Origin of the sequence: Methylobacterium sp. Leaf102 (assembly GCF_001422425.1) — a bacterium.
Classification (GTDB): Bacteria; Pseudomonadota; Alphaproteobacteria; order Rhizobiales; family Beijerinckiaceae; genus Methylobacterium.
Map to the genome: position 1 here is coordinate 403,909 of NZ_LMMX01000001.1, position 19,434 is coordinate 423,342.

The window sequence follows — 19,434 nt, forward strand, 5'->3', positions numbered from 1 at the left end:
GGCCGGCGAAGCAGAATTGTAAAAATCGTACGGCGCCACTCGTTCAACGAGCACTGCAGCATTTGCTCGGAGATGACTTTTCCGCTTCGCGTTGGATGGCACCGCACGCGATTGGCGAGACTGAACCGGGGCACCCCTACCCGACAAACAGGCCGACCCGACTCATGAGCAGATGAAGAATACAGATTTGCCAGCTCTCGTAAGCAGGCCAAGATCCCGGATTCGAACAGCCTGAGACGGCAATGGACAGCTTTCGACACTTTGCCGATCCTCGCTGGCACCACTTCTGAGCAGCTTGGTGGACGAAGACCTACAACCGGGTCGGGTGGATTTCAGCTGGTCCGCTTACCGGCAATTCAAGCGTTACAGCGGTCGTATACGCCCAACAGATGGGTGATCCGTTGCAGAATCACCTTGTTGGCAACGATAGAGGTTAAAAGCGTGCTGCGACACCACCCATGATCGTGCGCGGCGTACCCGGTGTAGCGTAGCGGTTTTGGAAGGCGCGGTCGTAGTAGTTCGTATCGAGTAGGTTGTCGACGTTGACATAGACCCGCACCTGTGGAGTGATCCAATAGTACGAGATCAGGCTTAAGACCGTGTAGTCCGGCAGACGAAAGGTCGATAGGGCGGTGCCGGCCACGCGCTGACCGACATAAGTCACGCCGCCACCAAGACCGAGTCCCCGCAACTCTGCCCCTTGGAACTCGTAGACGCTCTGCAGGGCGAGGGTGTTGGCAGGGATGTTGGCGATCCGCGTACCCACGGGCAGCGTGTTGTCGCGGCTCACGGCGGCATCCGCATGGGTGTAGGTGCCGATTACCCGCCAGCCGGGTGCCAGATACCCAGCGACGGTTAGGTCGAAGCCCCGGCTGCGCACCTCGCCCGCCGCCACGCTGAAGTTTGAATCGACTGCATCGGCCGTGAGGACGTTGGTGCGCCGGATGTCGAACAGAGCCGCCGTGGCGCTCAGTTGCCCGTCGAGCAGGCTGAGCTTGGCTCCGACCTCGTAGCCCTCGCCTTGTTGGAAAGCGAAGGGGCGTCCCGAGCGATCCGTGCCGGTATTCGGCAGGAAGGAACGGCCGTAGCTGCCGTAGACCGAGACCTCATCGGTGAGATCGTAGGTGAGGCCGAAGCGCGGGGTCGCGACAGTGTCCTGCAGGCTCGTGGTGCGGCCGGTGCGGTAGTCGGTGGAAACGAGGCTTAGGTTCTCCACGCGCACGCCCAGAAGGGCATGGAGGCGTGGGGTGAGGTCGATCTGGTCTTGAACGTAGCCACCGAAGCTCTCGGTGTTCTGCAGAAAGTTCGTGATCGAGGCGAGAGGCGGCCGGGCGGATTGCCCGTAGCGGGGCGCGAAAAGGTCGAGGGTGAAGGGGAAGAGGTTCGCGTTCGAGCGGTTGAAGATCTCGCGATAGTTGTACGTGTCGTACTCGAAGCCCATCAGCAGAGTATGGCGAAAGGGGCCGGTCTCGAACTTGCCCGCGAGGTTGAGCTGCAGGTCGAGGTCCGACCAGCTCAAGTCGCGATGCTCGAAGGTTCGGCGCAAGGTACGCCCATCACTGAGGACATTCATGGCGCCCACGCCGTCGCCGACGAGGCTCCCACCCAGCGCCTGGACGCCGGCAGTGACCACCCAGTCCTGATCGAGCTTGTGCTCGATGCGCAGCTGGCCGAGGGCGTTGTCGTTGCGCACCGGCGGGATGCCAGGCTCGCCGATGAAGCGGTTGCGTGGCAGGGCGCGGATGTTGCCATTGATTGGTACGACGCCCCGGTCGAAGGTCGCGGCCGTGCTGACGAACTCGCCCTCCAAAGTGATCGTGGTGTCAGCGGTGGGCTTCCAGGCGATGACGGGAGCGAGGTAGAAGCGGTCGCTGTGTACGAAGTCGCGGAAACTACCGTTGTCCTCAACGGCGCCTGTAACGCGAGCGAGCACCCGGCCTTCTTCGTCGAGGGCGCCAGTGGCATCGAAGGTGCTGCGCTTCTGGTTGAAGCTGCCGAACTGCGTGCCGATCGCGAGGGCGCGCTCGGCCAAAGGCTGCTTGGTCACGATGTTGAAGGTGCCGCCGGGATCGCCGCGTCCGTATAGGAAGGCGGACGGGCCCTTTAGCACCTCGATCCGCTCAATGGAGACCACGTCCGGCGAGGGCGGGTAGCCCCGGTTGATCGGGAAGCCATTGCGGTAGTACTCACCCGTGCTGAAGCCACGGATGGTAAACTCCGTCAGGCCAAGGCCCGCGAAGTTGTTGGCCCGGCCGACGCCGGCAAGATCGAGGGCGGTGTCGACCCGCGTCGCGGCGGCGTCCTGCAAAACCCGATCCGGCACAATGACGACCGTCTGGGGCACCTCCCGTATCGGCGTGTCAGTGCGGGTCGCGCTGACGCTGTCCCGTGCAAGATAGCCATCGACCTTGCGTGCTATTCCGCCCGCGGGCCCTCCGGTGCCGGCCACCGAAAGCTCGTCGAGCTGCACCTCTTGTGAAGCATCTGCGGCAAGCTGGGCTACTGCTGAAGTGGGCCCAAAACTGACCAACGAACCCGATTGCGCGACAAGCACGAAGGCAGCGGACGCGGCCAGCGTCGTGCTTCTTTTAGTCATTTTTCTCGGCACTCTCACGGACGCCAACCAGCTTAGGTTAATTGTGCCCGTTACGATTTAGAAACATACGCGGTCAAGCTCACTAGGCGCCGATCACAGAGGAATAGTTTAGAGGAATTCAAATATGCCTGAGCTTGGGCCTAGAAGCGTTATAATCTATTTCATCTTGCAGGGGTCGTGTTGCGCAAGTGCTACAGCGAAAAAATCGCTTTATGACTCGGAAGCTATAATCGTCATGCGTTTTTTTAAAAAACATCCCGTCGGCGCAGCTAAAACCAACAGCGCAACCGCCGGAAGCTCTGACGGATGGATGGTTGCTGTCAAGAAGTACTCATAGATGGCCGTATGACCGACAAGGATTGGAGACGGAACGTCCGCTACACAGCAAGGGGTTAACTTCCGCTCGCCACCTGCAACAGCCCCTCCTGCGGATAGGCCGATCGTTGCTGCCCTACCGTTCCAGCGCCAAAGACACCTTCACCACCCCCGCATCCTCCGCATCCGGCCGTGCGGAGAACCCCAACTGCTTGCACACCGCCAGCATCGGACGGTTCTCCCTGAGAACCGTCCCCTCAACCCGCGAAATCCCTTCGGCTTTCGCCCAATCGATCATCAAACTCATCAGCGCATGCCCCAAACCGGTGCCCTTGCGGTCGCCGCGGATGAGGATGGCGTATTCGCCGCTGTCGTGGTTGGCGTCGGCGTGGAGGCGGACGGCGCCCAGCATGGTGCCGGCGGCGTCGATGGCCACGAAGGCGATGGCGCGGGAATAGTCGAGCTGGGTCAGCTTCGCCAGGAAGGCGTGGTTGAAGTCGCGCACGGGGGCGAAGAAGCGCAGGCGCAGGTCCTCGGCGCTCACCGACTGGAAGAAGGTGAGGAACAGGGCCTCGTCCTCGGGCCGCACGGGGCGCACGGCGATGGCCTCGCCCTTGAGGGTGAGGCGGCGCTCCCACTCCACCGGATAGGGGCGGATGGCGAAGCGCGGATGCGCGGCGCCGCGGCCGGGGGGCGCCGGGGCCACCATCACGCGGGCGTCCAGCGCCAGGGCGCCGGTCGCGTCGGCCAACAGGGGGTTGATGTCGAGCTCGCGCACCTCCGGGCAATCGGCGGCGAGCTGGGCGAGCTTCACCAGCACCAGGGCGACGGCGTGGCGGTCCACCGCCGGCACGTCGCGGTAGGCCGCCAACCGTCGGGCGACGCGGGTGCGGTCGATGAGTTCGGAGGCGAGGCGCAGATCCAGGGGCGGCAGGGCGAGCGCCCGGTCGTCGATGACCTCGACGGCGGTACCGCCCCGGCCGAACACCACCACGGGGCCGAAGGTCGGGTCCTCGGCGAGGCCGGCGATGAGTTCGCGCTGCTGGCCGCGTCTTATCATGGGCTGCACGGCGAACCCGGTGATGCGGGCCTCGGGGCGCAAGCGCCGCGCGCGCCGGAGGATGTCGGCGGCCGCCGCCCGGACATCCGCCTCGCTCGTGAGATCGAGGCGGACCCCGCCGACATCGGATTTGTGGACGATGTCGGGGGAGACCACCTTGAGGGCCACGGTGCCGCCCGCCGCGATGATCTCCCAGGCGGCGGTGGCGGCGGCGTCCGCGTCGGGGGCGAGCGTCAGGGGTACGCTGGCGATGCGGTAGGCGGCGAGCAGGGCGGCGACGTCGACGGGGTCGAGCCAGGTCTGGCCGCCCGCCACCGCGCGGGCGACGATGGCGCGGGCGGCGTCCACATCGGGCGAGAAATCGCGCGGCAGGGAATCCGGCGTGCGCATGAGGTCGCCTTGCGCCTCGCGGTAGCGCACGAGGTTGAGGAACCCGTCGACGGCGTCGGCCTCCGTGGCGAAGCCCGGGATGTTCGCGGCCGCCAGCACCGCGGCGGCCTCGGGGTCGTCGCCGATGAGGGCGACGAAGACCGGCTTCTTGCGCTGGCCGCCCGCCCCCTGACTACTCCTGCGCACCCGCGCGACGGTCTCGGCGAGCGCCGTCGCGGTGGCGGCGCTGCCCGAGCGGGCGGTGGGCACGTGCACCGCCAGCACCGCATCGTGGCCGGGCGCCGTGAGCAGGGGCTCGAGGGCGGCGGCGTAGGCCTCGGGTCCGGCGGCGATGCCGAGTTCGACGGGGTTGCCAGCCGCGAGCGTCCCGCCCCGGTCGGCGAGGCGGTCGGCGGCGAGCGCGGCGATACCGCGGCCGTTGCCCAGGATGGCGAGGCGGTGGCCGGGGAACGGGCGCTGGCGCCCGAGGGTCTCCACGGCGGCGAACACCGCATCGAGACTGTCGACGCTGAGGAGGCCGGCGCGGCGGAACGCGGCCTCGTAGACTGCGTCGGGCCGGGCGAGCGCGCCCGTGTGGGTGACGACGTGGCGGGTCGGCGCCCGGTGGCGCCCGGCACGCAGAACCACAACGGGCTTGGCGCGGGCGGCGGCGCGGGCCGCCGACATGAATTTCCGCGCATCGGGAATCGTGTCGAGGGAGAGCAGGATCGCGCGGGTGTGGAAGCAGGCGGCGAGGTGGTCGAGGCAATCGGCGATGTCGATGTCGCAGGCGGTGCCGAGCGACAGCACCGCCGAGAACCCGACGTCGCGGCGCGCCGCCCAGGCGACGATGCCGGCCGCCACCGTGCCGGATTGCGAGACGAGGGCGAGGTCGCCGGCCTTCGGCGCCTGCGCCAGCAGGCTGGCGTCGAGGTGTTCGCGGGGCACGGCGAGGCCGATGCTGCCGGGGCCGAGCAGGCGCAGGCCGTGGAGCCGCGCCTCGGCGCGCACGGCCGCGCACAGGTCGAGGGGCACGTCGGGCGTGAGGATGAGGGCGGCGGCGGCGCCCCGGCGTCCGGCGGCCCCGACCCAGGCGACGAGTTCGCCCGCCGGGGCGGTGACCACCACGAGGTCGGGAGCCTGGGCGGTTTCACATATGTTATGAATGCAGATCAGGCATTCCCCAGAGAGGGGGCTCTGCGGATTGACGGCCCAGATCGGCCTCTTGCTCCCGGCACGGGCGAGGTTCTCCAGAACGGCGGCGCCGAGGGCCGCACCAAGCCCGGCGAGGCCCACCACCGCGATGCTGCGGGGCGCCAGCAGGGCGTCGAAGCGGTAGGTACTCATCGAGTGGTACTCATGGAGTGGTACTCATGAATCACCTCAGTTTCGTGGGCCGCCGAGCGACCCGACGGATTTCGGCCGGCCGATCGCCCCGCGCGCATCCCGCGTCCGATCCCGGCTCGGATCACCGCCCCCGGACCCAACCCCTGGAGACGTTTCGATGCAAGAGACACCTTCGCAAGTGACACCTTCGCAAGTGACGCCTTCCGACGACGGCCGAATTCCTACTCCGGACAACGCTCGCGCCGCCCAGCCGGACGGGATGAAGCCGGACCGGATGGAGCCGGACCGGATTGAAGCGGCCCGCGGCGTCGTCGCGGCCATGCGCGACCTGCTCACCCTCGGGCTGAGCCAGGGCACCTCCGGCAACGTCTCCGTGCGGCACGGCGACGGCTTCCTCGTCAGCCCCTCCGGCGTCCCGGCCGAGGCGCTGACCCCGGAGAGCATCGTGCCGATGACCTTCGCGGGCACCCACGACCACCGCCTCGCCCCGTCCTCGGAATGGCGCTTCCATCGCGATATCCTGGCCCGGCGGCCGGACGTCCACGCCGTGGTGCACGCCCACCCGGATTACTGCACCGCCTTCGCCCTGTGCGGACGCACGATTCCGGCGGTGCATTACATGATCGCGGCGGTGGGCGGGCCGACGATCCGGTGCGCCCCCTACGCCCCCTACGGCACCGACGCACTCTCCGCCCTCGCCCTCGAAGCCCTGGAGGGACGCGGCGGCTGCCTGCTCGCCAACCACGGCATGATCGCCACGGGGCCGGACCTCGCCAAGGCCCTGTGGCTCGCCGTGGAGATGGAGGCCCTGTGCCGGCAATACGCCATCGCCCTGCAGGTGGGGGCGCCCGTGATCCTGCCCGACGACGAGATCGCCCGGACGGTGGAGCGCTTCAAGACCTACGGCCTGCGGGCGCAGGACGGGCCGGCCCCGCGCTGACCCGGCCCGGGCGGCGGTCTCGCGCTCCGCCCGTCCGGACCCGGCCGAGATCGGGGGCGAACCCACGGTTTCGGTGGTTCGGGGGCCCGAGCGGTCTGTTTTGGTAAAAAACGTACAGACTTGTTCGATCTTCGAGTGCTGATCGGCCGAATCGACGACGAACCGGCACCAACTGAAATGAATACAATTTGGTACCCAAGCAGCCGTCTTGGATTTTTTCGAACCCAGTTACGGTTGTTGAACACCGTTCCATAGTCGCGGTTCGCTTAGGTAGTTAAAGTTCGCATTACCAGCGAACATTCCTATGCCTCTTGCGCTTCGACTTACGGCGTCATAGTAGCTTCCTAGTCACGGATTTTTGATTGCTCACGTGACCACGGCGCTAAAGATTGCCTGGTCGCCGAAAATTCCGGGCACTGTATCAATGGGGGTGGATGATGAAGGTGGATGACGAGACAATGCCGGATTACATCGAACTCGCGGCGGACATCGTTTCCGCGTTTGTGAGCAACAATTCGGTGCCGGCCGTCGAGCTCCCGAGCCTCATCGCGTCCGTTCACGCGACCCTCGGGCGCCTCACGGCCCCCGCTGCGGAAGAGAAGAGCGAGCCGCTCACCCCCGCCGTCTCGGTCAAGCGCTCGATCACGCCCGATTATCTCGTCTGCCTGGAAGACGGGAAGAAGTTCAAGTCGCTCAAGCGCCACCTGCGCACGCGCTACGACATGACGCCGGACCAGTACCGCGCCAAGTGGAACCTTCCGAGCGACTATCCAATGGTGGCGCCGAACTATGCGGCCGCCCGTTCGGAACTGGCGAAGAACATGGGCCTGGGCCAGCAGCGTCGCAAGCAGATCGCCGCCGCCGCCGAAGCCAAGCCCGCCGACGTCAAGTCGACCGAAGCCAAGGCCACGGAGGCCAAGCCCGCCGTGGCCCGCGGCCGTCGTCCGAAGGTCGCCGCGGACGCGTGAGCCCCGACGGCGTCGGACCGGGCCATCCGCCCCGTTCGACGCCGCTCAAGTATCCCCGGCAGGGCAAAGCATCGCCGGCAGGGCATCCGGCGAAACCTTGCGCGACCGCGTGGCGTGACGCGCCGGTCCGGTGCGAATTCGATCCGGGCCGAGGGCTTGTCCCAGGCGAACCGGGGCCGGCCCCGTGTTATCCACTCCAAAACGTCGGCGCCCAGGGGGCGTTAGAGATCGCGCAACGGGCGCGTGCCAGGGTTCTCCGGCGCGGCCGTGAGCCCGGCCCCGATGGCCCGGCGGCCCGTATCGGGAACCCTCCATGCCGGGCCGCTCGCGCCTCGTCGCACGCTTGTTCTGGACCAGCCTCGCCGGGGGCGCCGCCGCGTTCGTCTACGGCGCACCGGCCCTGGTTGCCACGGGCCTCTGCCTCGCGGCCATCGGGCTGCACCGCCTCGACCGCCCCCGGCGCATCCGCCGCCTCATCCGAAACCTTGCCCGACAGCACGCCGCGACGCTGGCTCTACGCAGGCGCCAGGAGTGCTTCGTCGATGCCTACGGCAATCGGATCGATGACGGATGGGTACGCGAACGCGAATACTTCGCCGAACGGACGATTCTACCCGCCCTCGATGCGAGGGGCTACGGCGAGGAGGGCGACGCCCTCTGGGAGACGATCCTGGCCACCATCGAGCGCGCCGCCGCGGCGTATCCGCTGCCCGACGAGGCCGATGCGCCGGAGGAGGGCATCGCCTACGAGCGCTTCTGCGCCGAGCGCCTGCGGGAGGCCGGCTGGAACGCACGGGCGACCCAGGCCAGCGGCGACCAGGGCGCCGACATCGTCGCGGAGCGCGCGGGCGTACGCCTCGTCGTCCAGTGCAAGCGCTACGGCAAGCCGGTGGGCAACGGCGCCGTGCAGGAGATCGCCGCCGCCCTGCGCTACTGGTCGGGCGACATGGCGGCGGTGGTGTCGAATGCCGGCTTCACCCCGGCCGCGCGCAAGCTCGCGGCGGCGACGAACGTCGTGCTGCTCCACCACGACCAGCTGTCGGAGCTGACGCCGGTGCGCGAGGTGGGCCGACGCAAACCCGGACCGGGCAAGATCGGACCGAGCAAGGTCGGCCCGGGCGGGGTGCGCTCAAGCCTCGCCGAGCGGTAGCCAGGAATTGCCGTCGCGGGCGAGCAAAGCCGTGGCCTCATCCGGCCCGTCGCTGCCGGCGGCGTAGAACGCCACGGGCGAGGCCCGCCACGCCGCCAGCAGGGGTTCGACGGCCGTCCAGGCGGCCTCGATCCCGTCGGCGCGCTGGAACAGGGTCGCGTCCCCGGTCATGCAATCGTACAGCAAGGTCTCGTAGCCGACGCTCGGGGTCTCGTGGAAGAAATCGCCGTAATCGAAGGTGGCGACCACCCGGCCGAGGCGCATCTCGGGGCCCGGCCGCTTGGCGTTGAGGCCGAGGCTCATGCCCTGCTCAGGATCGATGCGCAGGCGCAGGATATCGGGCACCATCCCGGAGGTCGTAGAGAACGGCGAGTGCGCCGGACTCTTGAAGTGCACGGCGATCTCGGTGGCCCGGTCGGTCATGCGCTTGCCCGTGCGCAGGTAGAACGGCACGCCGGTCCAGCGCGGGGTATCGATGGTGAGCTTCAGGGCGACGTAGGTTTCGGTGCCGGACTCCGCCGCCACGTTCGGCTCGTCGCGGTAGCCGATCACGGCTTTGCCGAGTTCGGTGCCGGCCGTGTATTGGCCCCGCACGGCGTCCTCGGGCGGGATCGGCCGGATGGCTTCGAGGAGCCGGCTCTTGGCGTCGCGGACGGCCTCGGCCGCGAGGCTGTCGGGCGCCTCCATGGCGACCATGCACAGCAGCTGGAACAGGTGGTTCGGCACCATGTCCCGCAGGGCACCGGTGGGCTCGTAGAACGCACCGCGCTCCTCCACCCCGATGGTCTCCGCGGCGGTGATCTCGATGGCGGCGACGTGTTCGGCGCGCCAGACCGGCTCCAGCAGGCCGTTGGCGAAGCGCAGGGCCAGGATGCTCTGCACGGTCTCCTTACCGAGGAAATGGTCGATGCGGAAGAACTGGGTCTCGTCGCCCTGGGCCAGCAGCGTCGCGTTCAGGGCCTTAGCCGACGCCAGATCGCTGCCGAACGGCTTTTCCACCACCACCCGGCGGAAGGCGCCATCCGCCTGTTTCAGGAGCCCGGCCGCCCCGAGCTGCTCGACGATGGGACCGAAGAACCGGGCCGAGACCGCGAGGTAGAACACCACGTTGCCGGTGAGCACCCCGGCGAGATCCCGGAAGGTCCCGGCCTCGGCGAAATCGCCGTGCCGGAAATGCAGGCGGTCGCGCACGAAGCCCCAGGCGGTCTCGTCGATGTGGTCGGGGTGGAACTCGGACGTCCTGTCGGTGGTGAAGGATTGCATGGTCTGCGAGAGGCTCTCGCGCCAGCCCTCGTCGGTGTTGCTGTTGTGGTCGACGCCGATGATCTTGAAGCCGTCGTCGAGCAGCTTGCCGGCCGAGAGATTGTACAGGGCCGGCATCAGCAGGCGCTTGGTGAGGTCGCCCGAGGCGCCGAAGATGACGAGGGTGCAGGGCGGCGCGGTCGGGCTGTCGCTCGGCGGCGGCGTGTCGTGTGCGGCGTCGGTGCTCATCGTCCCAATCTCCGGTGCCCCGCACGCGGCCCACCGCGCGGGATCGCACGTCAACTTGCCGCGGTGCAGCACGTTCCGGGGCCAGGGGTGCGCCGGGTCACGCGGCGGACGAAGCGTGGAAGACCGTATCGACCGAAATACGGATTTTCTTAGCCATCTTCTTTCACCGGAAGAAAGCGGATCTATGCCCCAGTGCGGCGAGGTATCGATGGACTCGGGCGCGGAGCCGGTTGGAAACATGGCCGTCAACGAACACGCACGAGGGACCGCCGGTCCCCTCGAACGGCGCGGCAACGCCCGGCGGCGCCTCCTGGCGCAGGTCGGCCTCGTCGTGGTCATGATCACGATCGTGCTCTCGGGCTTCTTCTACACCAACGCGCACCAGCAGGCGCTCATCGACCTGCGGGAAGGCGGACGGCAGATGCGCATCGCGCAGGAAGCCCTGATGGATGCGGAGGCCTACGTTCTCAATCGGGCGATCGGCGAACGGGATGGCGAGTACGGCGAGTACAGCCGTGCCTTCGAGGCACTCCACAGCCGGCGCGATTCCCACCTCGCGCGGCTCGACCGCTTCCTCAAGGCGCCGGACGGAACCGGATTGTCGGCGGACGCCACCCTGAAATCCCTCGAGGCGATCTGGACCGACGCCCTCGAACGCGTGCGCGCCGGGAAGCTGGACGAAGCCCAGGGCCTCCTCGGGGACCGCAGGAGCGCCGCCCTGATGGGGAAGATGCGCCATGCCTTCGAGAGCTTCCTGGCGGATTGGAACTCCCACTTCGCCGACCACGAGACGCGGATCGAGATCGGCAAGAGCGTGGTGCTCCTGTCCCAGCTCGTGATCGCCGGCATGATGATCTTCGCCTTCCGCTCCGGCGCGCGGGAGGCGCAGGCCCGGGCGGCGGCGATCCAGGCGATGGACGCCTCGCGCACGCAGGTCGGGCACCTGTTCGAGATGACGGACATGCTCCAGAGCGCGACCGACCACCACGACGCCAATGCGGTCCTGCGGGCCACGGCCGGCGAACTCATCGGAGGGTTCGGCGGCGCGCTCTACGTGTTCAACAATTCCCGCGACCGTCTCATCCTGTCGACCTCCTGGGCCTGCGAGGCCGGAGAGCCCCTGCCCGAATCGATCACCATCAACCAGTGCTGGGCGATGAAGCGCGGGAAGCCGCACATCAACCGCAGTGGCGCCAGGGCGCTGTGTTGCGAGCATCATGCCTCCGGCTTCGCGGCCCTCGAAATCCCCATGGTCGCGCGGGGCGAGAATCTCGGCCTGCTCCAGATCTTCGCCGAGGGCTCGGACGCGGAGCAGCGCCTCGCCGCCATCCTGCCGCTCAGTTCGGCCCTCGGGGACGCCATGTCGTTGGCGCTCTCGAACATCGCGCTGCGGGAAAAGCTGCGCAATCAGGCCCTGCGCGACCCGCTGACCGGCCTCTACAACCGGCGCTACATGGAGGACAGCCTCGACCGCTACGTCCGCCTCGCCGAACGCGAGGGCCGGAAGGTCTCGGTGATCATGATCGACCTCGACCACTTCAAGCGCCTCAACGACGAGCACGGCCACGCCACGGGCGACGCCGTGCTGCGCGAGGCCGCGGCCGCCATCGTCGGCGCCCTGCGGGAGACCGACGTGGCGTGCCGCTACGGCGGCGAGGAAATGATCGTGTTCCTGCCGGATTGCGACCTGCCGGATGCGGCCCTGAAGGCAGAGCAGATCCGCGCCCGGATCGAGGATCTGTCGGGCGCGCACGGGGCGAAGATCTCCGCCTCCCTCGGAGTCTCCTCCGTGCCGAGCACGTCCAGCAACAGTGCCGACCTCGTCAAGGCCGCCGACACGGCCCTGTACCGCGCCAAGCACAACGGCCGGAACCAGGTGGCGCTCGCCCCGGTCCGCGCGGGCTGGCGCGACGGGACCGAGAACGCGTCGGATCAGGCGGCCCACCTTCGCGTCGCCGCCGAGTAGGCCTGGGGCGGACGGTTTCGCATCACCGGCTGACCGAAGGCGCGCGCGACGGACGATCGGCGCCGCCGCCTCATACCAGTCGATCGCTTCGCGATTACGGATTGGGGCTTCGCTCAGGTGCCGCGCGGGCTGCCTGAGACCGTGCCGGTATCGATCATCCGGAAACCGTATCAGTCCAGCGGCTCGATCAAGCCGTCGCGGATCGTCACGCGCCGGTCCATGCGGGCGGCGAGCTCCATGTTGTGGGTGGCCACCAGGGCGGCGAGGCCGGACGCACGCACGAGCGAGACGAGGATGCCGAAGACGTGCGCGGCGGTGTGCGGGTCGAGGTTGCCGGTCGGCTCGTCGGCGAGGAGCAGGCGCGGCCCGTTGGCGACCGCGCGGGCGATGGCGACGCGCTGCTGCTCGCCGCCGGAGAGTTCGGCCGGGCGATGGATCAGGCGATCCTTGAGGCCGAGAAAGCTGAGGAGTTCGGTGGCCCGGGCCTTGGCCTCCTTGCCCGACAGGCCGCGGATGAGCTGGGGCATCACCACGTTCTCCAGGGCGGAGAACTCGGGCAGGAGATGGTGGAACTGATAGACGAAGCCCATCTCCTCCCGGCGGATGCGGGTGCGCTCGGAATCCGCCATGGCGGCGGTGGGCCGGCCGCCGAGGAAGACTTCGCCGGCATCGGGCCGCTCGAGCAGGCCGGCGATATGCAGCAGGGTCGATTTGCCGGCGCCCGAGGGGGCGACCAGCGCGACGAGTTCGCCGGGCCAAATCGCGAAATCGGCGCCGCGCAGGATATCGAGGGCCCCGGCCCCTTGGGTGTAGCGCCGCTCCACCTTGGCGAAGAACAGGGCCGGGACCGGCTGCACGCCGGACGCATCGGCTGTCGTGGTCATGGGAATCCTAAAGCTTTCGCTCAGCCGTAGCGCAGGGCCTGCACCGGATCGAGCCGGGCGGCGCGCCAAGAGGGATACAGGGTCGCGACGAGCGACAGGACGATGGAGGTGACGACCACCACGGTGATCTCGCTCGAATTCATCTCCGCCGGAATCTCGGCGAGGAACCGCACGGTGGGGTCCCAGGCGGAGGGAAACAGCACGCGCTGGATCGGCTTGATGTTGAGGGTGATGAGGATGCCGAGGCCGAGGCCGCTGAGGGTTCCGACCACGCCGATCAACGCCCCATTGATGAGGAACACCCGCATCACCGTACCGGGCGTGGCCCCCATGGTGCGCAGGATGGCGATGTCGCTCGACTTGTCGCGCACGAGGAGGATCAGCCCCGAGACGATGTTCAGGGTCGCCACCACCACGATGAGGCTGAGGATGAGGAACATCACGTTCCGCTCCACCTCCAGCGCCCCGAAGAAGGTGCGGTTGCGCTGGCGCCAGTCGGTGAGGAGCACCGGACGCTCTGCCGCCATCTCGAGGTCGGGCCGCATGGCCGCCACCCCGTCGGCGTTGTCGAGGTACACCTCGATGAGACTGACGTCGTTGTCGCGGTTGAAGAAGGCCTGCGATTCGGCGAGCGGCATGAAGACGAAGGTGGCGTCGAACTCGGTCATGCCGATCTCGAAGATCGCCTTGACCACGTAGGACTTGGTGCGCGGCGCCGTGCCGAACGGCGTCGTCGCGCCCTTGGGCGTCGACAGGGTGATGTTGTCGCCCGCCTGCAGCCCGAGAGCCTCGGCCAGACGCCGGCCGATGGCGACGCCGGTGCCGTCCTCGAATCCCGCCAGGGTGCCGCCCCGGATGTTCTTGGCGATGGAGCCGATCTTGTCGAGGTCGTCCGCCCGGATGCCGCGCACGAGGACGCCGCTGCCCCCATACGGCGAGGAGGCGAAGGCCTGCCCCTCGACGAGGGGGATCGCGGCGCGCACCCCCGCGACCTTCGCCAGACGGTCGGAGAGGTCCTCGAAATCGGTGAAGAGGCGATCGATCGGCGTGACGAAGACGTGCCCGTTGATGCCGACGATCTTCGACAGCAATTCCGTCCGGAAGCCGTTCATCACCGACAGAACGATGATGAGCGTCGCGACGCCGAGGGCGATGCCCAGCACCGAGAAGAACGCCACCACGGACACGCCGCCGCCGCGCCGCCGCGCGCGCAGGTAGCGCCCGGCGAGGATCCACTCGAACCCGGCGAACGGTGGCGTGCTGCCGCGCCGGAACAGGGCGCCGGCTCCCTTCAGCCGGTCCATCAACGCCGCTGCCATGGCGGGGTCAGACCCGCTTCAGGCGGGAGAGGAGATCGATGGGCGCGATGGTCTCGCGCTCGCCGCCGGCCCGACGCTTGATCTCGACCTTGCCCTCGGCGAGACCGCGCGGCCCGACGATGACCTGCCAGGGCAGGCCGATGAGGTCGGCCGTGGCGAACTTGGCGCCCGGACGCTCGTCGCGGTCGTCGTAGAGCACCGTGAGGCCGGCGGCCTCCAGGGTGCCCTGGATCTCCGTGCAGGCCGCGTCGGTGGCCGCGTCACCGGTCTTGAGGTTGATGAGCGCCACGTCGAACGGTGCCACGGAATCCGGCCAGACGATGCCGGCCTCGTCGTGGGAGGCCTCGATGATGGCGGCCACGAGCCGGCTCGGGCCGATGCCATAGGAACCCATATGAACCGGGCGCTCGACCCCGTCGGGACCGGTGACCCTGGCGCCCATGGGCTCGGAATACTTGGTGCCGAAGTAGAAGATGTGCCCGACCTCGATGCCGCGCGCGGCCATCTGGTTGTCCTGCGACACCTCCGCGAAGGCAGCCGGCTCGTGCATCTCGCTGGTGGCGGCGTAGTGCGAGGTCCAGCGGTCGACGGTGCCCTGGAGGCCGGCGACATCCTCGAAGTCCGTGGTGACCGGCGGAGTCTCGAAGTCGAGGTACTGGCGGTCGCAGAACACCTCGCTCTCGCCCGTCTGCGCCAGGATGATGAACTCGTGGCTGAGGTCGCCGCCGATGGGGCCGGTATCGGCCCGCATGGGGATCGCCTTCAGCCCGAGGCCCGCGAAGGTGCGCAGGTACGCCACGAACATGCGGTTGTAGGCGTGGCGCGCCGCCGCCTGGTCGATATCGAACGAGTAGGCATCCTTCATCAGGAACTCGCGCGAACGCATGGTGCCGAAGCGGGGCCGCACCTCGTCGCGGAACTTCCACGAGATCTGGTAGAGATTCTTCGGCAGGTCCTTGTAGGATTTCACGCTCCCGCGAAAAATCTCGGTGACGACCTCCTCGGCGGTGGGGCCGAACAGCATCTCGCGGTCGTGACGGTCGGAGATGCGAAGCATCTCCTTGCCGTAGGCCTCGTAGCGCCCGGATTCCTTCCAGAGGTCCGCCGACTGGATGGACGGCATCAGGAGCTCGATGGCGCCCGCCCGGTCCTGCTCTTCGCGGATCACGGCGCAGACGCGGTTGAGCACCCGCAGGCCCAGCGGCAGCCAGGCGTAGATGCCCGCGGATTCCTGGCGCACGAGGCCGGCCCGCAGCATCAGCCGGTGCGAGACGATCTCGGCCTCCTTGGGCGTCTCGCGCAAGGTGGGGAGGAAATAGCGGGAGAGACGCATGGAAGGCCCTGGACCAGCGTGCCCCGATGTCAGGCACGCCGGGGCACACAACACATTGCACCGGGAAAATACAAGCGCAGCCGGGCGACACCGCAGGCCGCTGTGATCCCCGCCGGTGGCCGCCTCGGTGCGGCGGATAACAGTTTGGTGCGTTTCCGGTAGAAAAACGCCGAACTCCATCCCCGGAGACGTGACAATGGGAATTCTTATTCCTATAAGCGCCCGGTGCTGGTCGCAAAGCCCTCGAGTGGCCGCGACGTGCCCGAGTCTTGGGAGGAAAAATCAGCCGCCACGCCGTCAAGATGCGTGAGATAAATAGGCTGCGCCATCGACCGTCTTTTCAAAAGCAAGGCTCAGGCCTTGCTTTTTTTATGCCCGCCTTCCGGACGCGCCGCCGATGCGACTACAGCCCGGCCAGCTCGAAGACCGGGATCGCGATCAGGAACACCACGCTGGCGAGCAGTGTGGTCCAGAGCGCCTTCTCGCGCAGGCGCGGGGAGGCTGGAGCGCCGGGATCCTGGCCCGGCACGACCCGGGCCGGATCGGTCTCCGCCTGGTTTCGGATCGGCAGGATCGCGAACAACAGCGTCCACCACACGACGAAGTAGAGTGCGAAGGCGCCGATCACCGTCAGCTTGAACTGGCTCACCGCCACGACGACCACGAGGCCGACGACCAGCAGCATGGCCGCCAGCGTCCGCAAGGTCGACGCGGCGACGGCGTTGAGAACGGCGCCCATGCGGGTCAGACCTGCTCCAGCTCGACGAGGGTCCCGAGGAAGTCCTTGGGGTGGAGAAACAGCACCGGCTTGCCATGGGCGCCGATCTTGGGCTCGCCGGTGCCGAGCACGCGGGCGCCCTGTGCCTTGAGCTTGTCGCGGGCCGCCAGGATGTCGTCGACCTCGTAGCAGACGTGGTGGACGCCGCCGTTCGGATTGCGCTCCACGAAGCCCTCGATGGGCGAGCCCTCGCCCAGGGGGGCCATGAGCTCGACCTTGCTGTTGGGCAAGTCGACGAACACGACGGTGACGCCGTGCTCGGGCTGCGGCAGAGGCTCGGTGACCGTGGCGCCGAGGGTATCCCGATAGACGGCGCAGGCGGCATCGAGATCGCGCACGGCGATGGCGACGTGGTTGAGGCGTCCGATCATGTTTGCTCCCTCCGTGATGAATCCGCTGGCGCGCGCCCCTCTCTCCGCGCGGGGAGAGAGGGGCGTGAGGCTCAGACTTCGACCACCTGGACGTGGCAGGCGGGCTTCTTGCCCCAGACTTCGTTGACGCCCGAGCGGATCGCCCGGTCGACGGCCTTCTCGACGGCCTCGGCGTCCTTACGCTTGGCCTTCGACAGACCGCCGAGGGTTCGGGAGACGCACTCGATCACCACGTCCAGCATGGGCTGACCGGTCCGGCCGCGATTGGGCAGGCCGATGATGTCGATGGCGGGTTCGCCCAGGACTTCGCCCTGTTCGTCGATGGCGATGGCGACGGAGACGAGGCCGGCCTGCGCCAGCTTGCGCCGCTCGGGAATCGCCCGGTCCTTGGCGTCGATGAGGATGTTGCCATCCTTGAACAGACGGCCGGCCTTGACGTGATCGACGATCTCCGGCGTGCCGGGCGCGAGGCGCACGACGCTGCCGTTGCGGGCCTTGACGATGTTCGGCACGCCCTGGGCCCGTGCGAATCGCGCGTGCTCGTCGAGGTGCAGGGCCTCCCCGTGGACGGGGATCGCCGTCTGCGGCCGGGTCCAGGCGTACATCTCGGCCATCTCGTCGCGCCGGGGATGGCCCGAGACATGGACGAGCTTGGTCCGGTCGGTGACCACCTCGATACCGGCGTTGATGAGATCGTTGATGATCGCACCCACGGCCCGCTCGTTGCCCGGGATCGCACGGGAGGAGAAGATCACCCGATCGCCGGCGGCCAGGGTCACGTCGGGATGGTCGTCGCGCGAGACACGGGCCAGGGCCGCGCGCTCTTCGCCCTGCGAACCCGTGAGCAGGCACACCACCTTGTCGCGTGGGAGATACCCATAGGCGTCGGCCGAGCGGAACTCGGGCAGGCCGTCGAGGAAGCCGCATTCGCGGGCGACGCCGATGACCCGATCCATGGCACGACCGACGGCCACGACCTCGCGGCCGCAGGCCTGAGCGGCCTCGGCGACGGCCCGCATCCGGGCAACGTTGGACGCGAAGGTTGTCACCGCGACGCGGTGGGGTGCCTCGGAGATCAGCTCGCGCAGGGTGGCGGCGACCTCGGCCTCGCTCGGGGAGCGCCCCTCGCGCACCACGTTGGTCGAATCGCTGATCATGGCGAGGATGCCCTCGTCGCCCAAAGCCCGGAACGTCGCCTCGGAGGTGACGTCGCCGAGGATCGGGGTCGGGTCGAGCTTCCAGTCGCCGGTGTGGAGCAGCAGGCCGTGGGGCGTGCGGATGGCCACCGCGTTCGACTCGGGGATCGAGTGCGAGACCGGGATGTACTCGATGTCGAAGGGGCCGAGCTGAACCCGGCGTCCGGCCTGGATCTCCTTGAGCACCACCTTGGGCGCGCCCGGCTCGCTGAGGCGGCGGGCTTCCAGAAGGTTCTTGGCGAAGCGTGTGGCGTAGACCGGCGCCTTGAGCTTGGGCCACAGCTCACCGATGGCGCCGATATGGTCCTCGTGCGCGTGGGTGATGAAGATCCCAAGGAGATCGTCCTTGCGCTCCTCGATGAAGCTCAGGTCCGGGAACATCAGGTCGATGCCGGGAAAGCCCTCTTCCCCGGCAAAGCCCATGCCGCAATCGACCATGATCCATTTGCGGCGCTTAGCCGGCCCGAAGCCGTACAACGCCGCGTTCATGCCGATCTCGCCCACGCCGCCGAGCGGCACGAAGACGAGTTCGTCTTGCCCTGTCGTCATTTTCACTTGAACCTCAAGCCGCCGTCGCGGCCGTACCCAGATGCACCTCGCCCGCCGTCACGGTCCGTCGCGTTCCATCCTCCGATCGGACAACGAGCCGCCCGGCCCCGTCGATCGTCTCGAAAATTCCGTCCACGCGGGTGTCGCCGGTCCGAACGGTCACCCTCGCGCCGAGTCCGGCAGCGTCGGCGATCCAGCGTTCGCGGATTTCTGAGAATCCCCGGCCACGATCCCATACTCGCGCGGCGTCGACGATCCCATCCGTCAGTTCGACGAACAGATCCTCGGCGCGCGTGGCGTGCCGCATCTGCCTGAGGCACGTAGCCGGATAAGGCAAGCCCTCCGGTGCCGCAGCGACGTTGACGCCGAACCCCATCACCACGCAGCGGCGCCCGCCGGGCAGCGTCTCAGCCTCGAGGAGGAGGCCGGCGAGCTTGGCCCCGGAGGCCAGGATGTCGTTGGGCCATTTCAAGGCGATGCTGCCAACGCCCGCTTCGCGAAAGGCTGCCATCAGCCCGACGCCGGCGACGAAACCCAGGGTCGGCACCACAGCTGGATCGACGTCCTGCACCGGCCAGAGCACGCTGGCAGTGAGGTTGCCGGGCAAGGAGGCCCAGTTGTTTCCGCGCCGGCCACGCCCTGCGGTCTGGCGATGGGCGACCACCCAGAGGGGGCCGGCCTCGCCGTCGCGCGCCCGCGCCAAGGCCTCGGTGTTGGTGGAGCCGAGGCAGTCGTGAACGTGCAGCCGGTGTCCGTCCGCCCGCGCCAGGGCTCCGAGGTGGTAGCCGCTCAAGGCTCGCGC

The 19,434-nt window shown here is 68.1% G+C and carries 14 protein-coding genes; 4 read left to right on the plus strand and 10 right to left on the minus strand.

What is annotated here, in order from left to right:
- Nucleotides 1-433: 433 nt before the first annotated feature.
- Complete coding sequence (locus ASF27_RS01925) at nucleotides 434-2,596, minus strand: TonB-dependent siderophore receptor (protein ID WP_200918673.1); 2,163 nt, start codon at nucleotides 2,594-2,596, stop codon at nucleotides 434-436.
- 451 nt (nucleotides 2,597-3,047) lie between these two features.
- Nucleotides 3,048-5,687 carry a GNAT family N-acetyltransferase gene (locus tag ASF27_RS01930; RefSeq protein ID WP_056357355.1) on the minus strand — a complete coding sequence of 880 codons (2,640 nt, stop codon included), beginning with the start codon at nucleotides 5,685-5,687 and terminating at the stop codon, nucleotides 3,048-3,050.
- 259 nt (nucleotides 5,688-5,946) lie between these two features.
- On the opposite strand from ASF27_RS01930, the gene ASF27_RS01935 reads away from it, so the two are divergent.
- The 3 genes from ASF27_RS01935 (at nucleotide 5,947) to ASF27_RS01945 (ending at nucleotide 8,745) form a co-directional block, all read left to right on the plus strand.
- Nucleotides 5,947-6,627, plus strand: coding sequence for a class II aldolase/adducin family protein (locus ASF27_RS01935; RefSeq protein WP_244480898.1), 681 nt, complete (start codon nucleotides 5,947-5,949; stop codon nucleotides 6,625-6,627).
- A gap of 437 nt (nucleotides 6,628-7,064) precedes the next feature.
- Entirely contained in the window at nucleotides 7,065-7,595 is a 531-nt protein-coding gene (locus ASF27_RS01940) for a MucR family transcriptional regulator (RefSeq protein WP_056166975.1), read from the plus strand.
- 313 nt (nucleotides 7,596-7,908) lie between these two features.
- Nucleotides 7,909-8,745, plus strand: coding sequence for a restriction endonuclease (locus tag ASF27_RS01945; protein ID WP_082478744.1), 837 nt, complete (start codon nucleotides 7,909-7,911; stop codon nucleotides 8,743-8,745).
- Here the strand turns inward: ASF27_RS01945 and zwf are convergent.
- Nucleotides 8,725-10,236: a glucose-6-phosphate dehydrogenase gene (gene zwf, locus ASF27_RS01950; RefSeq protein WP_056357361.1), complete on the minus strand. Its 1,512-nt coding sequence runs from the start codon at nucleotides 10,234-10,236 to the stop codon at nucleotides 8,725-8,727. The genes ASF27_RS01945 and zwf overlap by 21 nt on opposite strands.
- Nucleotides 10,237-10,474: 238 nt before the next feature.
- Here zwf and ASF27_RS01955 point away from each other — a divergent pair, with 238 nt between their 5' ends.
- Nucleotides 10,475-12,202: a GGDEF domain-containing protein gene (locus ASF27_RS01955; RefSeq protein ID WP_056357363.1), complete on the plus strand. Its 1,728-nt coding sequence runs from the start codon at nucleotides 10,475-10,477 to the stop codon at nucleotides 12,200-12,202.
- 170 nt (nucleotides 12,203-12,372) lie between these two features.
- Here the strand turns inward: ASF27_RS01955 and ASF27_RS01960 are convergent, their stop codons facing one another.
- From ASF27_RS01960 to ASF27_RS01990, 7 genes are all read right to left on the minus strand, one after another.
- Nucleotides 12,373-13,086: an ABC transporter ATP-binding protein gene (locus ASF27_RS01960; protein WP_056166610.1), complete on the minus strand. Its 714-nt coding sequence runs from the start codon at nucleotides 13,084-13,086 to the stop codon at nucleotides 12,373-12,375.
- Between the two features lie 20 nt (nucleotides 13,087-13,106).
- Nucleotides 13,107-14,405 (minus strand): lipoprotein-releasing ABC transporter permease subunit, encoded by a 1,299-nt coding sequence (locus ASF27_RS01965; RefSeq protein WP_056166606.1) that lies wholly within the window; start codon nucleotides 14,403-14,405, stop codon nucleotides 13,107-13,109.
- A gap of 7 nt (nucleotides 14,406-14,412) precedes the next feature.
- Entirely contained in the window at nucleotides 14,413-15,738 is a 1,326-nt protein-coding gene (gene proS, locus ASF27_RS01970) for a proline--tRNA ligase (protein ID WP_056166593.1), read from the minus strand.
- Nucleotides 15,739-16,141: 403 nt separating this feature from the next.
- Nucleotides 16,142-16,477, minus strand: a complete 336-nt coding sequence (locus ASF27_RS01975; protein ID WP_156368825.1) for a DUF1467 family protein — start codon at nucleotides 16,475-16,477, stop codon at nucleotides 16,142-16,144.
- 5 nt (nucleotides 16,478-16,482) lie between these two features.
- Nucleotides 16,483-16,887: a methylmalonyl-CoA epimerase gene (mce, locus tag ASF27_RS01980; protein WP_056357365.1), complete on the minus strand. Its 405-nt coding sequence runs from the start codon at nucleotides 16,885-16,887 to the stop codon at nucleotides 16,483-16,485.
- Nucleotides 16,888-16,958: 71 nt separating this feature from the next.
- Nucleotides 16,959-18,632, minus strand: coding sequence for a ribonuclease J (locus ASF27_RS01985; RefSeq protein WP_056263531.1), 1,674 nt, complete (start codon nucleotides 18,630-18,632; stop codon nucleotides 16,959-16,961).
- A gap of 13 nt (nucleotides 18,633-18,645) precedes the next feature.
- Entirely contained in the window at nucleotides 18,646-19,425 is a 780-nt protein-coding gene (locus ASF27_RS01990; protein WP_056357368.1) for a biotin--[acetyl-CoA-carboxylase] ligase, read from the minus strand.
- Nucleotides 19,426-19,434 lie beyond the last annotated feature (9 nt).

What these genes read in the sequence shown, in the direction of transcription:
- ASF27_RS01930 (WP_056357355.1), bottom strand. Translation starts at nt 5,687, where the DNA reads ATGAGTACCTACCGCTTCGACGCCCTGCTGGCGCCCCGCAGCATCGCG.
- ASF27_RS01985 (WP_056263531.1), bottom strand. Translation starts at nt 18,632, where the DNA reads ATGACGACAGGGCAAGACGAACTCGTCTTCGTGCCGCTCGGCGGCGTG.
- ASF27_RS01940 (WP_056166975.1), top strand. Translation starts at nt 7,065, where the DNA reads ATGAAGGTGGATGACGAGACAATGCCGGATTACATCGAACTCGCGGCG.
- ASF27_RS01935 (WP_244480898.1), top strand. Translation starts at nt 5,947, where the DNA reads ATGAAGCCGGACCGGATGGAGCCGGACCGGATTGAAGCGGCCCGCGGC.
- ASF27_RS01975 (WP_156368825.1), bottom strand. Translation starts at nt 16,477, where the DNA reads ATGGGCGCCGTTCTCAACGCCGTCGCCGCGTCGACCTTGCGGACGCTG.
- ASF27_RS01945 (WP_082478744.1), top strand. Translation starts at nt 7,909, where the DNA reads ATGCCGGGCCGCTCGCGCCTCGTCGCACGCTTGTTCTGGACCAGCCTC.
- ASF27_RS01955 (WP_056357363.1), top strand. Translation starts at nt 10,475, where the DNA reads ATGGCCGTCAACGAACACGCACGAGGGACCGCCGGTCCCCTCGAACGG.
- ASF27_RS01965 (WP_056166606.1), bottom strand. Translation starts at nt 14,405, where the DNA reads ATGGCAGCGGCGTTGATGGACCGGCTGAAGGGAGCCGGCGCCCTGTTC.
- ASF27_RS01925 (WP_200918673.1), bottom strand. Translation starts at nt 2,596, where the DNA reads ATGACTAAAAGAAGCACGACGCTGGCCGCGTCCGCTGCCTTCGTGCTT.
- zwf (WP_056357361.1), bottom strand. Translation starts at nt 10,236, where the DNA reads ATGAGCACCGACGCCGCACACGACACGCCGCCGCCGAGCGACAGCCCG.
- proS (WP_056166593.1), bottom strand. Translation starts at nt 15,738, where the DNA reads ATGCGTCTCTCCCGCTATTTCCTCCCCACCTTGCGCGAGACGCCCAAG.
- mce (WP_056357365.1), bottom strand. Translation starts at nt 16,887, where the DNA reads ATGATCGGACGCCTCAACCACGTCGCCATCGCCGTGCGCGATCTCGAT.
- ASF27_RS01960 (WP_056166610.1), bottom strand. Translation starts at nt 13,086, where the DNA reads ATGACCACGACAGCCGATGCGTCCGGCGTGCAGCCGGTCCCGGCCCTG.